Origin of the sequence: Alienimonas chondri (genome assembly GCF_013036045.1) — a bacterium.
In the GTDB taxonomy this organism is placed as follows: Bacteria; Planctomycetota; Planctomycetia; order Planctomycetales; family Planctomycetaceae; genus Alienimonas; species Alienimonas chondri.
Map to the genome: position 1 here is coordinate 1 of NZ_WTPX01000118.1, position 15218 is coordinate 15218.

Consider the following 15218-nt stretch of genomic DNA (forward strand, 5'->3'; position numbering starts at 1 on the left):
CCGCGGCGGCACAACGGCGTGCCGACCGGGCCGAGCAGCACGTCGTCGGCGAACCCGCCGATTCCCGCGCCCACGGCGCCCACGCCGGCCCCGATAGCGGCGCCGACCTCGGACAGCATCGGCATCCCGAAGGGCCGATACGCCGGCAGGCCGCTGATGCGACGCGGACCCGTGTAGTTCGCCCAAGGCCCGTGGGGGCGGTGCATCCCCGGCCCGTAGACCGGACCCATCGTCGGCGGAGCGACGAAGGCATGGCTCTGCAAGACCGGCGAGGCCTGCGTGAAGCCGACGCTCGGCGGCAGCGCCGGCGCCACGCAATCCGCATACTGAGCCGAAGCAGCCGTCGGAGCGAAGGCGGCGAAGGTTCCCAGCAGACCGGCGAACGCGGCAGCGCCGCGGCGCCGGACGAGAGCGAGGGAAGCGAGGGAGAAAGGCATCGAGTTCCCTTTGCGGGTCGGTCGGCTGCGTTCCACACGCCGGGACCCGGCGGAAGCCGGAGGCGGGGAACCACAGCGGGCGAATGGTTGGGGCGCGAGAAGCGTCCTGCACGAGTCGAATCGACCCTTCGGACTCGAACCTTGAGCGCGATTCTGCGGAATCGAAGGAAAATTCCGACGGGGACCTTTTGCGGCCAAGCCCCCGGGTCGAATCCCCGAGGGCCGTCGCTCATGCTGGCCGGGTTCCCGTTTCTTTCCCGAGCTTCGCCCCGCCGATGTCCGCTCCCGACCCCGCCTTCTCCCGCCCCGCCTCACGCCGGTTCGTTCTCGTCGCGGGGCTGTCCTGTGCGGCCGTAGCGTTGCTGGCGACGGCTCCGGCCGCTTTGCTGGGCGAAGATCCCGTACCCTCGCCATCCGCCTCGCCGATGATCAATCACAGCGTCTACTTCACCTTGCAAGAGTCGAACGCGGAACAACGCGCGGGGCTGATTGCCGCTTGCAAGAAGTACCTCACGGGGCACGAAGGGACCGTTTACTTCGCCGTCGGCCCGCGGGCCGAGGAGTTCGACCGGGAGGTGAACGACAAGACGTTCGACGTGTCGCTGTTGGTGGTGTTCGATTCGAAGGAAGCCCACGACAAGTACGCCGTCGCCCCCCGGCACCTGGAGTTCATCGAGGAGCAAAAGGCGAAATGGAAGACGGTCCGCGTGTTCGACTCCGAAGTGACCGCGACGAAGTAGGTCAACGGCGGAGCAAGCCGGCGTCGGAATGGGCCGGCGCTTAGGCGGCGGATCCGGGCGAGCGCGACAGGCGCAGCCCGCCCGGATCCTCCGCCGGTTCGGGCGGTTCCGGTTCCGGACAGACGCAGGGCAGGCGGACGGTGAACACGCTGCCGCGACCGTATTCACTGGTGCAGGTCACCTCGCCGCCGAGCAGCCGGCAGAGTTCCTTCACGATCGACAGTCCCAGCCCCGTGCCGCCGTGCTCGCGGGTCATGGCGTCGGTCGCGCGGCCGTCGGCGGAGGGGCCGCGTGCCTGTCGGAACTTCTCGAAGATCGCGGCCTGATCCTCGAGCGGAATCCCGATGCCGGTGTCGGAGACGATGATTTCGAACCAGCGACCGGCGTGCCGGCCGGAGCCGATCGGGCCGATCAGCACGCCGCCCCGGCGGTCCCGCGGTCCGAGATCGCGGCCCCGCACCCGCACCTGTCCGCCGGAGGGGGTGAACTTGATCGCGTTCGACAGCAGATTGTTGAGGATCTGTTGCAGCTTGCCGGCGTCCTGCTGCAACTCCGGCAGGGAGGGGTCGATGTCGACGGTGAGTTCGATCGACTTCCGCTCCGCGATCGGCCGCAGGGCGTCGGCCTGACGGTGGCAGAGCTGCTCCAGATCCACCGGCGCCCGGGCGATCTCCAGCTTGCCGCTTTCGATCTTGGCCAAATCGAGGATGTCGTCGATCAACACCTTCAGGTCGCGTCCGCCGTTGCGGATGTTGCCGACCCATTTGCGCTGCTTCTCGTCCAGCGTGCCGGCCGAATCCAGCACTTCGCTGAAGCCGAGAATGCTGTTCAACGGCGTCCGCAGCTCGTGGCTCATCGTGGCGAGGAACTCGTCCTTCAGGCGATTCGTTTCGTACAGCTCCATATTCGCCTGAGCGAGTCGATCGGCCCGCGTGTCCAGTTCGACGTTCTTGTCGCGCAGCTCATCCTGCAGGGTGATCAGGTGGCGGAGCATCCGGTTGAACGCCTGCGACAGCTCCTCGAACTCGTCCCCGGTGCGGATGTCGCTGCGGCGGTCGAGCGTGCCCCGGGCGATCTCGTCCGCGACCTCCTTGAGGTGCAGCACGGGCTTCACGATCACGTAACGCACGATCGCCCACGCCGCGAGCATCGCCAGCACGGCGGTCACTAAGCCGGTCGTCAGCAGAAACACGTCGTTCCGTGCGAGGCTGGCCCGGGTCTGTCCCAAGGGGACGGTCACGTGGACGGCCCCGAGCAACGCCCCCGGCGCCGCTCCTCTGTGGCAGGCGGCGCACTGGGCGGGGTCGTTGCGAGCGGCGGAGTAGAGGTGAAACCGGGGGCCGTCGTCGGACTCTTCGATCCGCGTCACCTCGTCCGCCCCGCTGCGGAGCTCCGCGAGGGCTTCCAACCCCTCCTTGTCCGGCGGCGTCAGCAGCGCATGGGCCTGGCTCGGATCGGGGGCGTACACCCGGTACAGAAAGTTGCGAAGCTCGTCCGGCAATGCGGCCGGCGCGAAGTTCGTCGACTCGACCCGTGCCGCCTCCGCGTCGGGCGCGGCGTCCCTCCGAACGACCTGCTCGTGAAACTCCTCCAGCACCGATCCGACCCGTCCGCGGGCCATGTCGCGGTTCTGGTCCCAAACCACGCGACGGTTCAATCCGCGATACAGCAGGAAGGAACCGATGATCAGGGCCAGCAGCCCGCTGCCGAACAGCAGCCGGCACTTCCGCTCCAGACTCGTTTCGCCGAGCAGCCGCTTGAGGGTGCGATAGGACATCGTCAATGGCGGAGGGGAGAAGGCGGAGGTCGGAAGGAACGGGTCGACGGGCGGCGGCCCATCCGCCTTCCGCCTCCTCCCCTTCTGCCTTGAACGTCAGTCCTCCATCACCTCTTCTTCCTTGGCCTTCGAGGCGTCCGCCACTTTGCCTTCGAACTTCTTCGTGAGGTCCTGAACCTCGTCCTTGATGCGCTTCACCTCGTCTTCGCCGATCTCTTTTTCGAGTCCGTCGGCATGCTTGTTGGCGTCGCGGCGGACGTTGCGGATGGAGATCTTCGATTCCTCGGCCAGCGAGTGCACCCGCGACACGAGTTGCTTGCGGCGCTCCGTGGAGAGCGGCGGGACGTTCAACCGCACCATCCGACCGTCGCTGTTCGGGGCCAGGCCGAGGTCGCTGGCCTGAATCGCTTTGACGACCGCGTTGATCTGCGAGGCGTCGTAGGGGCGAATCGCGATCTGCTGCGGCTCCGGGGTGCTGATCGTCGCACACTGCTTCAGCGGCGTCGGGCTGCCGTACAGGTCCACGCGGACGCTCTCAACCAGTCCGGCGCTCGCCCGGCCGGTGCGGATGCCGGTGAGTTGCTGCTGATAAACGTCCGCCGCTTTGCCCATACGCTCTTCGGCGTCGAGAAGAATTTCGTCCGGATCCATGAGAGGCGACCTGTCAGCGAGGCGAGCGGGGGGCGTTATCCCCCGTGAGCCGGGGGCGAATGTGAACGGTAGCGGCGAGGGACCGGAGGGGAAAGAACCCCCGGTCCGGGCCGGCGCCTGTCTCGGTCGTCTCACTCCAGGCGCCCCGCCCAGACCTCCCGCGGCCGGCGCCGCTCAGGGCCAATGCCAGCCGGTATTTCCCACCCACAGCGGCAGCACGACGAAGTGATGCAGTAGATCGCTGGCGACCAGCCCCATCGCGATCCCGCCCAGCGCCGCCCCGACCCGCGGGAATCGCTCCCACGCCGCCCAAGCGATCGCCGCGACCGGGATCGCCCAGAACATGTGGTGCACCTGCAACCACAACGGCGGCTCGGTCTTTTCGATCCACTCCGCCGCCGACCCGCCGGAGAGCAATCGGCCCGCGATCGTCAGTCCTTCGAAAAGCGTCGTGCAAAGTACAGCGGAAAGGGCAAAGCGAGGGAAGGGAGGCATGGCGGTCCGGCTGTTTGAGCGGGCTCAGAGCCTGTGCGCGCCGCCGGCAACCGCTCCCTCAGGCCTCGTTCCGTAGTCGTCTCTCGAACGCCTCCTCCAGCTCGAAGGTGGCGGCGTCCGCTCGAGTCGCCAGCAGTTCGGCGGCGAAGGCCAGCGGGAACCCGGGCAGTTCGACGCTGTGATCCGTTACTTCGTAGCCGTCCGAACCCAACCGACGGACGACGATGGACTCGTCCTCCCAGACCCAGATCTCCGGGATGCCGATTCCCTCGAAGATCGGCAATTTATCGACGCCGGGGTTGGTGACGTCCACTTCGATCAGCAGGTCTGGCGGGACCTCTCCCCCATCCAGATCCGGTATCATTCCATCTCGGCCGCGGATCTGGTCGAAGCGAGAAATATAGAAGGAGGAATCCCCCTCCGCCCCCCCGATCGCCATCCGCCTCCACGTTGTCGAGCCGACAGGCTTGATTCGCATTCGGCGTACACGTGCGAAGGCGAACACCAGTAACGTGAGATTGAGCGCGACGCTCTCGTGCCGCTCGCCGGTCGGCATACCGATCTCCAGTCGCTTGGTCCGAGCGTTGTAAGTCATACGAAGGGATTCGTTTTCCGGCTCGTCGCCGAACCGGACGTATTCCTCCCACTCCACGCCGCTCAGCACGATCGGATCAAGGAGCCGTCCCGACCCGACGTACGGACGGGCGTCGGCTCGCCTGGACGGGACGGGGCCGGCGGAGTTCTCGGTCACGGTGGGCATGGGCAACTCTTTCGCGGAACGTATCGATCATACTGCGTCATCGACTGGACCGCTCCGGTGCGTTGTCCGGTCGCGGCCATGCGGATACGGTGTCTCGCTTCCAACCGCCGCCTCGTTCTGCGCCCGCCCCCGCGGGCCTCGCCTGTCGCCCAGAGTTACAGAGAGTTCCCCCGGTCACCTTGTTCGAAAGCTTTTCCGAACGCCTCCAGAAGGCGATGTCCTTCATCGACCGCGGCCGCCTCACGGAGGCGACCGTCCGGGAGGGCATGAAGCAGGTGCGGCAGGCGCTGCTGGAAGCGGACGTCGCCTACGACGTCGCCCAGGATTTCACCAAGCGAGTCGCCGAGCAGGCCGTCGGCGATCGGGTTTTGAAGTCGCTGAAACCCAGCGAGCAGATCGTCGGGATCGTCTATCGGGAACTCGTCACCCTGATGGGCGGCGACCCGGACAGCGACTTCCAGCCGTCCTCCCCTGCCGCCCAGATCGGCGTGAAGCGGGACGGCGTGACGGTCCTGATGATGTGCGGCCTGCAGGGCGCCGGCAAAACGACGACCTGCGGCAAGTTAGCCCGCGCCCTCAAGAAGGACGGCTTCGCCCCGCTGCTGGTGGCGGCCGACCTCCAGCGTCCCGCCGCGATCGAGCAGCTCCGCACGCTCGGCGAGCAGGTCGGCGTGCCGGTCTACACCGAAGACCCGGCGAGCAGCACGCCGGTCAAGGTGTGCGCGAACGGGGTGAAAGAGGCGAAGCGTCGCGGCGACGTGCGGGTCGTGATCCTCGACACCGCCGGCCGGCTGGGCGTCGACGAAGAACTGATGAAGGAGTTGTCCGCGATCGACCGGAAGGTCGGCCCGGACGCGGCGTTCCTCGTCGCCGACGCGATGACCGGCCAGGACGCCGTCAACAGCGCCAAGGCTTTCAATGAAGCGTTGGAGCTGGATGGCGTCGTCCTCACCAAGATGGACGGCGACACCCGCGGCGGGGCGGCGCTGAGCATCAAGGCCGTCACCGGCGTCCCGCTGAAGTTCGTCGGCACCGGCGAGACTCTCGACGGGTTGGAAGCGTTCCACCCGGACCGCATGGCCGGCCGCATCCTCGGCGGCGGCGACATGGCGACCCTGCTGGAAAAGGCCCAGCGGGAGTTCGACGCCGACGAAATGGCCGAGCAGCAGGCTCGGATGGCCGAGGGGAAGTTCACCCTGCTGGACTTCCAGAAGGCGATGGGCCAGATCGGCAAGCTGGGGTCGATGCGATCCGTGATGAAAATGATCCCGGGCATGGGGCAGCTCGCGGATATGGATCCGGACGCCGACATGGACGGCGAGGTCCGCCGCGTCGGCGCGATGATCGACTCCATGACCCAGGACGAGCGGCTCAACCCGGACCGCATCGATCGCAGCCGTCGCAACCGCATCGCGGCCGGCTCGGGCGTTCAGCCGCACGAGGTCAACAAGCTGCTGAAGGACTTTAAAGGGATGTCCGGCATGATGCAGAGCATGTCGGGCCTCGGCATGCGAGACCGGATGGCCGCGGTGAAGGGGCTTGCCGGGCAGATGTCCGCCAACCCGGGCGGTCAGATCCAGCAGCGCAAGCAGTCCACCAAGGCGGATCAGGACCTCGCGAAGCTCCGCGCGGAGCGCAAGCGTAAGAAGCAGTTGGCCAAGAAGAGCCGCAAAAAGAATCGTTAGCCGTCAGGCGACTCGTTCGGTGTCGGAGGGCAAGGCCCGCCGCTCGCCCCCGTTACTTTCGACATCCCACTTCCCACCCCCGACATTCGACTATGGCCGTTCGTATCCGCATGAAGCGCCTCGGGCGCAAGCACCGCCCGTTCTATCGCGTCTGCGTGATGGACTCCCGCGCCCCCCGCGACGGGAAGGCGATCGAAGAGGTCGGCACCTACGACCCGATGGTTCCCGATAAGGCCAATCGGGTGAAGCTGGACCTCGAACGCATCGACCACTGGGTCGGCGTGGGCGCCCAGCCGAGCCACAAGGTCGGCGTGCTCATCAACAAAGTTCGCAAGAACGATTTCGGCACCGCCAAGGCGCCGCCGCCGCTGACCGCTCCCAAGGAAGAGGAGAAGCCGCCGGAACCGGAAGCGCCCGCCGAGGAGACCGCGGAAGCGACCGAAGAAGCCCCCGCCGAAGAAGCCGCCGCGGAGTGATCGATGAGGGATGGCGGATGACGAACCGGCCGGTCGTTACGGCCGTCCGTCGTTCAGCATTCGACCTTTCCTCGTTCGGCTTCCTCCATGCGTTTCGACGTCTGCACCCTCTTCCCGGGCCTGTTCGACGGGTTTCTCTCCGAGAGCCTCGTTGCCAAGGCGATCGACCGCGGGCTGATCGACGTGCGGCTGTGGAATTTCCGCGACCGCACGCTCGATAAGCACCACCGCGTTGACGACAGCCCCTACGGCGGCGGTCCCGGGATGCTGCTGTCCTGCCAGCCGGTCTTTCACACCGTGGAGGCCGTCCGGGAGGAGCGATCCCAGTCGTCGGGCGACGCGTCGCCCGGCGAATTGTTGATGCTCACTCCCACCGGCGAGCGGTTGACCCAACCGCTGGTGGAGGAGTTGGCGACCCACGAGCGGCTCATCCTGCTCTGCGGTCGCTACGAAGGGTTCGACGACCGCGTGCGGACCGGATTGAAGTCGCGGGAGATCAGCGTGGGGGACTTCGTCCTCAACGGCGGCGAGGTGCCGGCGATGCTGCTCATCGAAGCCTGTATGCGGTTGGTGCCCGGCGTCCTTGGCGATGCGGACAGCGCCCGTTACGATTCCCACAGCGCGCCGGGGCGGCTGGAGTTCCCCCAATACACCCGCCCGCGCGACTTCCGTGGCCTCACCGTCCCGGAGGTGCTGCTCTCCGGCGACCACGCACGGATCGCCGCGTGGCGCGAGCAGCAGAGCGACGCCCGTTCCCGCGGCACGCTCGATTGAAGTAGAAACGAATAGCCTTTCCCGACCGTCCGACCTGCCGGTTCGATCCGAACCGACGCCCGACCGCCCGCCTCCGATGCGCCACCCCCTCCTCGACGCCGCCGAAGCTTCCAGCCTGCGGGAGAAGCCGCTGCGGTTCTCGGTCGGCGATACCGTCGACGTTCACACCCGTATCCTGGAAGGCGAGAAGGAGCGGATTCAGATCTTCAGCGGCGTCGTCATCGCCACCCGCGGCAGCGGCACCCGGGAGATGTTCACCGTCCGCCGGATCGTCTCCGGGCAGGGCGTGGAGCGTCAGTTCCCCACCAACAGCCCGAAGATCGCCAAGGTCGAGGTCAAGCGCCACGGCCGCGTCCGTCGGGCGAAGCTGTTCTATCTCCGCGACCGGGTCGGCAAGGCGACCCGCCTCCGCGAGCGTGCCCCGCGGAAGGGCGAGGTTGAGCCCAAGGACAAGGCGTAATGGACGCGTCGTTCTTCACCGATACCGTGAGTCGACTCCGGAACGCGAAGCCGTTCAAGCCTTTCACGATACGGCTGAACGACGGTAGCCACTTTGAGGTCGACAACCCCGACGTGATCGCGGCGATGGAGGGCTTGGCGTACGGATTCGGGCCGGGCCGGGTCGTCGTATGGTTCGATCACTCATCCGTCGCCAGAATCGATGAAGACATCGCCTCCGGCTCGGCGCCTTCGTCGAGTCGGGTCTGACCGCATGCTCCAAGGCCTCCGCAATCGCTTACTCGGTGATCGAGGCGAGCGAATTGCGGAGCGGGCGCTGCGGAAAGCGGGCGTCAGGATTCTGCATCGGCAGTGCCGCACCCGCTGCGGAGAGATCGACCTGATTGGCCGGGACGCCGACGGTCGCTACGTCTTCTGTGAGGTGAAGACCCGCACCGCCGAGGCCGGCGCCGCGCCCCGGTTCGGTCGCCCGGCGGAGGCGGTCACGGCCGCGAAGCAAAGGCAGATCACGCGCTCCGCGTTGGCGTATCTGAAGGCGGAGGGTTTGTTGGAGACGGCATCCTGCCGGTTCGACGTGGTCGAGGTCGTCACGCCCGCCGACGGCGGCGAGCCGACCGTGACGCACCTCCCGCACGCGTTCGACGCCTCGGGCGTCGCGTCGATGTTCTCCTGACGGGGCGCCTTCGCTCAGTCCAAGCCGGCATCCGTGGCTACCTCGTCAGCGGCCGGCACGGGGATTTCTAGGAAGTCTCGCTCCCCGACGGCATAAGCCCGTCCGCCCTGACGCCGCACGCCGTTGTGACCGGCGCCCTCGAGCGCAAGCCAAGTCTTCGGGACGCCGTCGGCGCTCTCCGCGGGAAACGCCGCGTGCAGCGCTCGGCCCAGTCTCAGCGGGACGATCCTGTCCGCGGTCCCGTGGGCTTGGAACACCCGGCAGGCGACCCGGTCGGCGACGGCCGCGGAGTCGAAGCGGTCCCTCAACAGTAGGCGAACCGGCAGCCAGGGGAAGCGGTTCGAGGCGGCGTTCGTCATGGAGTCGAACGTGCTCCGCAGCAGCAGTCCGGCTGGAGGCGTGCCCGATTCGCACAGCTCCGCGGCCAGCGGCGTCGCCACGGCCCCGCCTAAACTGACGCCGGCGATCACCACCCGATCGGGCGAGTACCCCGCCGCGAGAGTCGCCTGCCAGCAAGCTCTCGCGTCTTTCCGTAGGCCGTCCTCCGACGGCGAGCCGGGGTTCTCGCCGTAGCCGCGATAGTCGAACAGCAGCACGTCCCACCCGAGGGCGTTCAGGGCGTCGATCTCGCCCAGACGAATCCGTCGATCCCCGCCGTTGCCGTGGAAATAAAGGATCGCCCGGCGTTCTCCGGCTTCGACCGGACCGCCGGGGGCGCGACCCAGCCAGCCGTGCAGCGTGAGGCCGTCGTCAGTCGTTGCCGTCACGTCGCTCAGCCCGCGACCGCCGGCGAAGTCGACGGCCGTCAACCGCACGTCGCTGTGACCCGCTGGGAACATCATTCTCCGCTGCAGGAAGAACACCGCGATCGCCACGAACAGGTACGTCAAAACCAGGACCGCCAGCAGCTTGCTGCTGACCCGCGCCCACCAGGGCCACTCGGCGTAGCGGGCGGTGAACGTCGCGACGGCGGACATGGGAGAGCGTTCCTGACGAGTTCGACACTGTTTTAACCCAATGTGGAGCCGTGCGCGTCAGTCGACGAGCAGCCTTTGGAGAAACGCTCGCTCCGGTACGCCCCACGTCCCATCGGCGACCCGGCGGAGGTCGTTGTGGCCGGCGCCGTCGACCGCGATCCACTGCTTCGGGACGCCGCCGGCGCTTTCGTCGGGGAACGCGGCGTGCAGTCGCTCGCCGCGGGCCAAGGGGACGACCTGGTCTTCGGTTCCATGCGTCTGGAGAATTGGGCAGGTGATCCGATCGGCAACCGCGGCGGAGTCGAACCGATCGGTCATCAGCCATCGAACGGGCAGCAGCGGCTGGTGGTGAGCCGCGGTCTCGGTGAGGCTGTCGAACGTGCTGCGGACGATCAAACCGCCCGGCGACTCACCGGATTCGCACAGGTCCGCCGCGAGGCCGACCGCCACCCCGCCGCCCAGGCTGTTGCCGACGACCGCGATCGAGCGAGGCCGATACCCTGCATCGAGCGCCGCGGCCCACCAGGCCTGCGCATCCTTTTGAAGTCCGGCTTCCGACGGCGTGCCGGGGTTGCCACCGTAGCCGCGATAATCCGTCAGCAGCGTGTCGCAGCCGGCCGTCGCGAACGCCGCCGCTTCGCTCATTCGCCCCGTCCGATCGCCGCCGTTGCCATGGAAGAACAGCGCCAGCCGCCGGGAACCGCTCGACTGCGGGCCGCCGGGCGCGCGCACCAGCCAGCCTCGAAGTTCCAGCCCGTCGCTGGTCGTCGCCACGATCTCCTCGACTGGAGCCCGCGCCTCCGGCGGGGCCTCAATCGTCCCTGGTTGATAGACCATGCGACGCTCAAACGACGCGAGGCTGCTGCATCCCATCGCGCCGAGCAGCAACGTCCACAGGAGCGGTCGACAGACCCGGCGGAAGGACGGCGGACGGGCGTCGGCGTGGCGGCGAATCATGGCTGCGGGGCGGGGCGGCGGCGGTGAAGATTCTGCCGGTCATCGACGTCCGCGGCGGGCTGGCGGTGCGGGCCGTCGCCGGGGAACGGGCGAGCTACCGCCCGTTTCAATCGACGCTGTCCCCGGAGGCCGACCCGCTCACGCTCGCGCGTCGCGGTCGGGAGCGCTGGGGCTTCGTCTCGATCTACCTAGCGGACCTCGACGCGATCGAACAGGGCGGCCCCGCTTCGCCCCGGGCAAACGTGGCGTTGTGGGACAACCTCGTCGCCGACGGCTTCGACCTGCTGCTCGATCCGGGGATCGAGCACGCCGGAGACGTCGAGGGCGGGCTGACTCCGGCAGACTCCCGGCTGGTCGTCGCCTCGGAGTCCGCGGAGAGTCTGGCGGAGTTGCGGCGTTGTCTGCGGTTTGACGTGGTGATCGGCTGCGACCTCCGCGGCGGCCGGTCGCTTGGCCCGCCCGGGGCGCTGGATCTCGTTCGCGAGTCGGAGCGATCGACGCTGGTGCTCGATCTGAAAGCTGTCGGCGTCGGCGGCGGCGTGCCGACCCTGCCGCTCTGTCGGGAGTTGATCGAGGCGAAGCCGTCGCGGCCCGTACTGACCGGGGGCGGCGTTCGCTCGATCGCGGATGTGAGGGCGGCCGCGGATGCGGGGGTTTCTGAACTGCTGATCGCCTCCGCCCTGTACGACGGGCGGCTTTCCGACGACGATCTGCGGCCGTTCCTCGCCCCAGCCGGATGATCGACGTCACTTCGCCCCGCCCCGTCCCGCGTCTCCACGCCGATCTGCCCGGCGTCGGCGGCTCGGTGAAGACGGAGCCGGATGACTTCCGCGTTTCCGAGGTGCCCGCCTACGAACCCTGCGGCGAGGGGCCGCACCTTTATCTGCGGGTGCGGAAGACGGACGTGAGCGCGGAGGCCCTCACCGCGCACATCGCCCGCACGCTGGGGGTGGGAAAGCGGGACATCGGCGTGGCGGGCCTCAAGGACCGCCGTGCCGTGACGGAGCAATGGGTCAGCGTGCCCGCGACCGCGGCGCCGCGGGTCGACGAAGCGAACGCCGCCGGGGTCGAGATCCTGGAGAGCCGCCGGCACACGAACAAGCTGAAGACCGGGCACCTCCGCGGCAATCGATTCGACGTCCTGCTGCGGGGAACCGTCGCCGACGCCGCCGAGCGGGCGGCGCCGATCGCGGAGCGGTTGCGGACGACCGGGTTCGCCAACGCCTTCGGCACGCAGCGATTCGGGAAGGGCGGTTCGACTCTCTCCTTGGGATACGCCCTGCTGCGGGGAGAGAAGACCGATCGCGACGTGCCTCGCAAACGGCGGGCGTTCCTGGTGCGGTTGGCGCTCTCGGCGGCTCAGTCCGACCTGTTCAACGCCTGCCTCGCGGATCGCATTTCCGACCGCTCCGCGGGGACGGTCTCGCCCGGCGACGTGATGCAGGTTCGCGGCAGCGGCGGGCTGTTCGTCGTGCCGGATCTGCCCATGAAGCACGAATTGGCCGAGGAGCAGACGCGGGTCGACGCGGACGAAACCGCCGTCACCGGCCCAATCTTCGGGCCTCGCATGAAACAACCGACCGGCGAACCGGCCCGACGAGAAGCGGCGATCCTTGCCGACTCCGGGCTGCCGGACGATGCCTTTCGCCGGTTCGCCAAGCTCACCCCGGGCACGCGGCGGCCCTACCTCGTGCGGCCCGCGGACCTGTCCATCGCCCCCGCGGATCTCTCAGCAGGCGAGGACGGAGCGGGCACGAGCGGACTGCGCGTCCGCTTCTTTCTCCCCGCGGGCAGTTACGCGACGGTGCTGCTGCGGGAACTCATCGGCGACGAATCCAACCCGGAGACGTGATGACGGACGAACCCACAATCGGCTTCCTCGGTTGCGGCAAGATGGCCACCGCGTTGGCCGGGGGACTGGTCAGTCGCGGCTTCGCCCCCGCGGACCGCGTGTTCGGCACCGCGCGCTCGCCGGGAAGTCGCGAGGCGTTCTCCGCATCGACCGGCGGGGCGCACACGTTCGACGCCTCCGACGGCGGAAACGCCGAACTCGCGACGACCGTGGACGTCCTCGTCCTCGCCGTCAAACCCTATCAAATCCGGGAGACGCTGGAGGCCAGTCGCGGCAAGCGTAAGTCGGGCTCCTTGATCGTCAGCGTCGCCGCCGGGGTGACGATCGAGACCCTCGAAGCGGCGGCCGGAGCCGAGGCCCGCGTGGTGCGGGTGATGCCGAACACCCCGTCGCTGGTCGGCGCCGGGGCGGCGGGGTTCACCCGCGGCACGCACGCCACCGACGCTGATGCCGCGCTGGTGCGGGCGATGTTGGAATGCGTGGGCGTCGCGGAGGAGGTCTCCGAGCCGTTGCTCAATGCGGTGACGGCGGTCTCCGGCAGCGGTCCGGCGTACGGGTTCCTGTTCCTGGAAGCCCTCGCCGACGCCGGCGTGCGGGCCGGCTTGCCGCGGGAGCAGTCCCAACGCCTCGCCGCCGCGACCCTCCGCGGAGCGGCAGCGATGGTCGAAGAGACCGGGGATCACCCCGCCGTCCTCAAAGACCGCGTGTGCAGCTCCGGCGGCACGACGATCGCCGCAGTCGCCGCGCTCGAGGAACACGGCCTGCGACGAGCCGTCCACGCCGCCGTCGCCGCGGCCGCCGCCCGCAGCAAGGAAATGGCGAACGAGTGATCTATTTCAGTTCGAACGGCTTCTCGGTCGCTTTGTCGCCGCCGAAGCTGGCGCGGAAGGCGTCGACCTGGGGGGCGACGGTCTTCTCGGGACCGGCCAGCTTGAGGAAGTAATTGCCCTGGCCCGGCACCGCGACGATCGCGGCGAGCATGCGGGAGTTCGGCATCTCCTTCGTGCGACGCATCATCGGCGGGCCGTCCGGAGCGTTCCAGGTGCCGCTGGCGTCCATCAATTTGTAGGCGCCCTCGCGGCCCTTGCCCTCGACGACCGTCAACTTGCGACCCTCCGCGACGAACTGGTCCCGCCAGCGCTGGAGGTTCTCCGCATCCGTCCCGCCGAAGCCGCCGAAGATCGTCAGCTCGGTCTCTTCCTTCACCCCGTCCGGGGCGGGAATCAGGAACTGAGCCAACCGCAGCCGATTCGCCGGGGGAACGTTTTTCCAGTCTTCCGGCACCGTCAGCGTCATCTCGCCGGCGGCGACCTCGACGGTCTTCGTCTCGCCATCCTCATGGTGATCGGGCGCCGGGCCGGCGAACGCGACGGTCGCCGGGAGGGCGACGAGGGCAGCGAGCGAGGCGAGGGACGTCAGGCGGCGGCGTAACATGCGGAGGTCTCCGAGGGGACGGGGCGAGAGGCTCCGAGTATCCCCCCGGGTCCGACCCGCCGCCACCTGCCGCGGCCGGACCGGCGTTCGGGGCGTCCCCCCAATCTCACTGAATGCGCCTCCACCGCCGCGCCCAGCGAGGCGAGTTTCTCCGCGGGGCGTTCGTAACCCCGCAGGAGCACCGCGGCGCCTGAGATGCGGCTGGTTCCCTCCGCGGCGAGGGCGGCGATCAGCAGGGCCGCAGCGGCTCGCAGGTCCGGGGCGAGCGCTTGTGCGCCGACCAGATTGCCGCCGGTCACGACCGCCGTGGCGTCCGCCCGGGACACGGCGGCCTCGAAGGCGGCCAGCGGGGCGAGGTGAGCGTTCCGGCCGGGGAACACGTCGTCGGTGAGCAGGCTGACCCCTTCGGCGACCGCGGCGAGCGCCGCTAGTTGCGGCAGGAGGTCGGTCGGCAGGCCGGGGTAGGCCTCGGAGCGCACTTCGAGCGCGGTCGGCCGCGACGGGCCGATCACGCGGATCGCCCGATGCGACCCGGAGCCGCAGACGGAGACGACGGCGCCGGCGTCACGCAACGACTCGGACAGCGCGGCGACGTGATCCGGGTCGACGCCGTCGATGACGACCCGCCCGCCGGTGGCGGCGGCGGCGATCATCCAGGTGCCCGCTTCGATCCGGTCGCCGGGGACCGCGGTGGCCGGGGACGGGGCGTTCACGCCGTGCAGTTTGGGGACGCCGAGAATGCGCAGGGTGTCCGTACCGAGGCCATCGATGTTCGCTCCGGCGGCGATCAGCAGTTCGCCCAACGCGATCACTTCCGGCTCCTGGGCGGCGCCGTGCAACACCGTGACGCCCTGCGCGACGGCGGCGGCGCAGAGGAGGTTCATCGTGCCGGTCACCGTGGGCACGCCGGGCAGTCCGGGGGCGGGCGGGGCGCTGAGGTTGATCCTCGCTCCCCGCAGCCGATCGACGGAGACCGTCACGCCGCGCTCATCCCGAGAGACGGCGGCGCCCAGCGCCTCCAACCCGCTCAGGTGCCGGTCGATCGGTCGGGGGCCGAGATCGCAGCCGCCC

Annotated in this window: 18 protein-coding genes and 1 pseudogene; 10 read left to right on the top strand and 9 right to left on the bottom strand. The window is 68.8% G+C overall.

Features of this window, described 5'->3' with window-relative positions; all coding sequences use genetic code 11:
• On the bottom strand, positions 1-437 hold a 437-nt coding region (locus tag LzC2_RS15655), incomplete at its 3' end, for a hypothetical protein (RefSeq protein ID WP_206678747.1).
• A gap of 275 nt (positions 438-712) precedes the next feature.
• Between LzC2_RS15655 and LzC2_RS15660 the strand changes: the two genes are divergently transcribed.
• Positions 713-1177: a Dabb family protein gene (locus tag LzC2_RS15660; RefSeq protein WP_246255053.1), complete on the top strand. Its 465-nt coding sequence runs from the start codon at positions 713-715 to the stop codon at positions 1175-1177.
• A gap of 40 nt (positions 1178-1217) precedes the next feature.
• Here LzC2_RS15660 and LzC2_RS15665 read toward each other — a convergent pair whose 3' ends face one another.
• The 4 genes from LzC2_RS15665 to LzC2_RS15680 form a co-directional block, all read right to left on the bottom strand.
• The gene (locus LzC2_RS15665; protein WP_171188705.1) at positions 1218-2954 is read right to left on the bottom strand and encodes a sensor histidine kinase; all 1737 of its coding nucleotides are present in this window, start codon (positions 2952-2954) and stop codon (positions 1218-1220) included.
• Between the two features lie 96 nt (positions 2955-3050).
• On the bottom strand, positions 3051-3605 hold the full coding sequence (gene frr, locus LzC2_RS15670) for a ribosome recycling factor (protein ID WP_171188707.1): 555 nt from the start codon (positions 3603-3605) through the stop codon (positions 3051-3053).
• Between the two features lie 174 nt (positions 3606-3779).
• Positions 3780-4100, bottom strand: coding sequence for a hypothetical protein (locus LzC2_RS15675; protein WP_171188709.1), 321 nt, complete (start codon positions 4098-4100; stop codon positions 3780-3782).
• Positions 4101-4158: 58 nt separating this feature from the next.
• On the bottom strand, positions 4159-4860 hold the full coding sequence (locus tag LzC2_RS15680; protein WP_171188711.1) for a Uma2 family endonuclease: 702 nt from the start codon (positions 4858-4860) through the stop codon (positions 4159-4161).
• Positions 4861-5039: 179 nt separating this feature from the next.
• Here LzC2_RS15680 and ffh point away from each other — a divergent pair, with 179 nt between their 5' ends.
• From ffh to LzC2_RS15710, 6 genes are all read left to right on the top strand, one after another.
• Entirely contained in the window at positions 5040-6545 is a 1506-nt protein-coding gene (ffh, locus tag LzC2_RS15685; RefSeq protein WP_171188714.1) for a signal recognition particle protein, read from the top strand.
• Positions 6546-6655: 110 nt separating this feature from the next.
• Positions 6656-7021: a 30S ribosomal protein S16 gene (gene rpsP, locus LzC2_RS22980; RefSeq protein ID WP_261345273.1), complete on the top strand. Its 366-nt coding sequence runs from the start codon at positions 6656-6658 to the stop codon at positions 7019-7021.
• 87 nt (positions 7022-7108) lie between these two features.
• Positions 7109-7795, top strand: coding sequence for a tRNA (guanosine(37)-N1)-methyltransferase TrmD (gene trmD, locus LzC2_RS15695; RefSeq protein WP_171188718.1), 687 nt, complete (start codon positions 7109-7111; stop codon positions 7793-7795).
• A gap of 76 nt (positions 7796-7871) precedes the next feature.
• Positions 7872-8255 carry a 50S ribosomal protein L19 gene (rplS, locus tag LzC2_RS15700; RefSeq protein WP_171188720.1) on the top strand — a complete coding sequence of 128 codons (384 nt, stop codon included), beginning with the start codon at positions 7872-7874 and terminating at the stop codon, positions 8253-8255.
• Entirely contained in the window at positions 8255-8503 is a 249-nt protein-coding gene (locus LzC2_RS15705; protein ID WP_171188722.1) for a hypothetical protein, read from the top strand. Before rplS ends, LzC2_RS15705 begins: the two co-directional genes overlap by 1 nt.
• A 4-nt stretch (positions 8504-8507) precedes the next feature.
• Positions 8508-8927 (top strand): YraN family protein, encoded by a 420-nt coding sequence (locus LzC2_RS15710; protein ID WP_171188724.1) that lies wholly within the window; start codon positions 8508-8510, stop codon positions 8925-8927.
• Between the two features lie 14 nt (positions 8928-8941).
• On the opposite strand, the gene LzC2_RS15715 is transcribed toward LzC2_RS15710, so the two are convergent.
• Together LzC2_RS15715 and LzC2_RS15720 are read right to left on the bottom strand one after the other, a co-directional pair.
• A complete protein-coding gene (locus LzC2_RS15715) occupies positions 8942-9904 on the bottom strand; it encodes an alpha/beta hydrolase (protein ID WP_171188726.1) in 963 nt (320 codons plus the stop codon).
• Between the two features lie 57 nt (positions 9905-9961).
• Positions 9962-10861 (bottom strand): alpha/beta hydrolase, encoded by a 900-nt coding sequence (locus LzC2_RS15720; RefSeq protein ID WP_171188728.1) that lies wholly within the window; start codon positions 10859-10861, stop codon positions 9962-9964.
• 23 nt (positions 10862-10884) lie between these two features.
• Between LzC2_RS15720 and LzC2_RS15725 the strand changes: the two genes are divergently transcribed.
• The 3 genes from LzC2_RS15725 to proC are packed head-to-tail and all read left to right on the top strand — an operon-like array spanning position 10885 to position 13543.
• Positions 10885-11601 carry a HisA/HisF-related TIM barrel protein gene (locus tag LzC2_RS15725; RefSeq protein WP_171188730.1) on the top strand — a complete coding sequence of 239 codons (717 nt, stop codon included), beginning with the start codon at positions 10885-10887 and terminating at the stop codon, positions 11599-11601.
• A complete protein-coding gene (truD, locus tag LzC2_RS15730) occupies positions 11598-12713 on the top strand; it encodes a tRNA pseudouridine(13) synthase TruD (RefSeq protein ID WP_171188732.1) in 1116 nt (371 codons plus the stop codon). Before LzC2_RS15725 ends, truD begins: the two co-directional genes overlap by 4 nt.
• Positions 12713-13543: a pyrroline-5-carboxylate reductase gene (proC, locus tag LzC2_RS15735; RefSeq protein ID WP_171188735.1), complete on the top strand. Its 831-nt coding sequence runs from the start codon at positions 12713-12715 to the stop codon at positions 13541-13543. Before truD ends, proC begins: the two co-directional genes overlap by 1 nt.
• Before the next feature lies 1 nt (position 13544).
• Here proC and LzC2_RS15740 read toward each other — a convergent pair whose 3' ends face one another.
• Both LzC2_RS15740 and LzC2_RS15745 read right to left on the bottom strand, forming a co-directional pair.
• Positions 13545-14147 carry a hypothetical protein gene (locus LzC2_RS15740; protein ID WP_171188737.1) on the bottom strand — a complete coding sequence of 201 codons (603 nt, stop codon included), beginning with the start codon at positions 14145-14147 and terminating at the stop codon, positions 13545-13547.
• Positions 14129-15218: pseudogene (locus LzC2_RS15745) on the bottom strand (hypothetical protein); the annotation flags it as partial. The gene LzC2_RS15740 and the pseudogene LzC2_RS15745, both read right to left, overlap by 19 nt.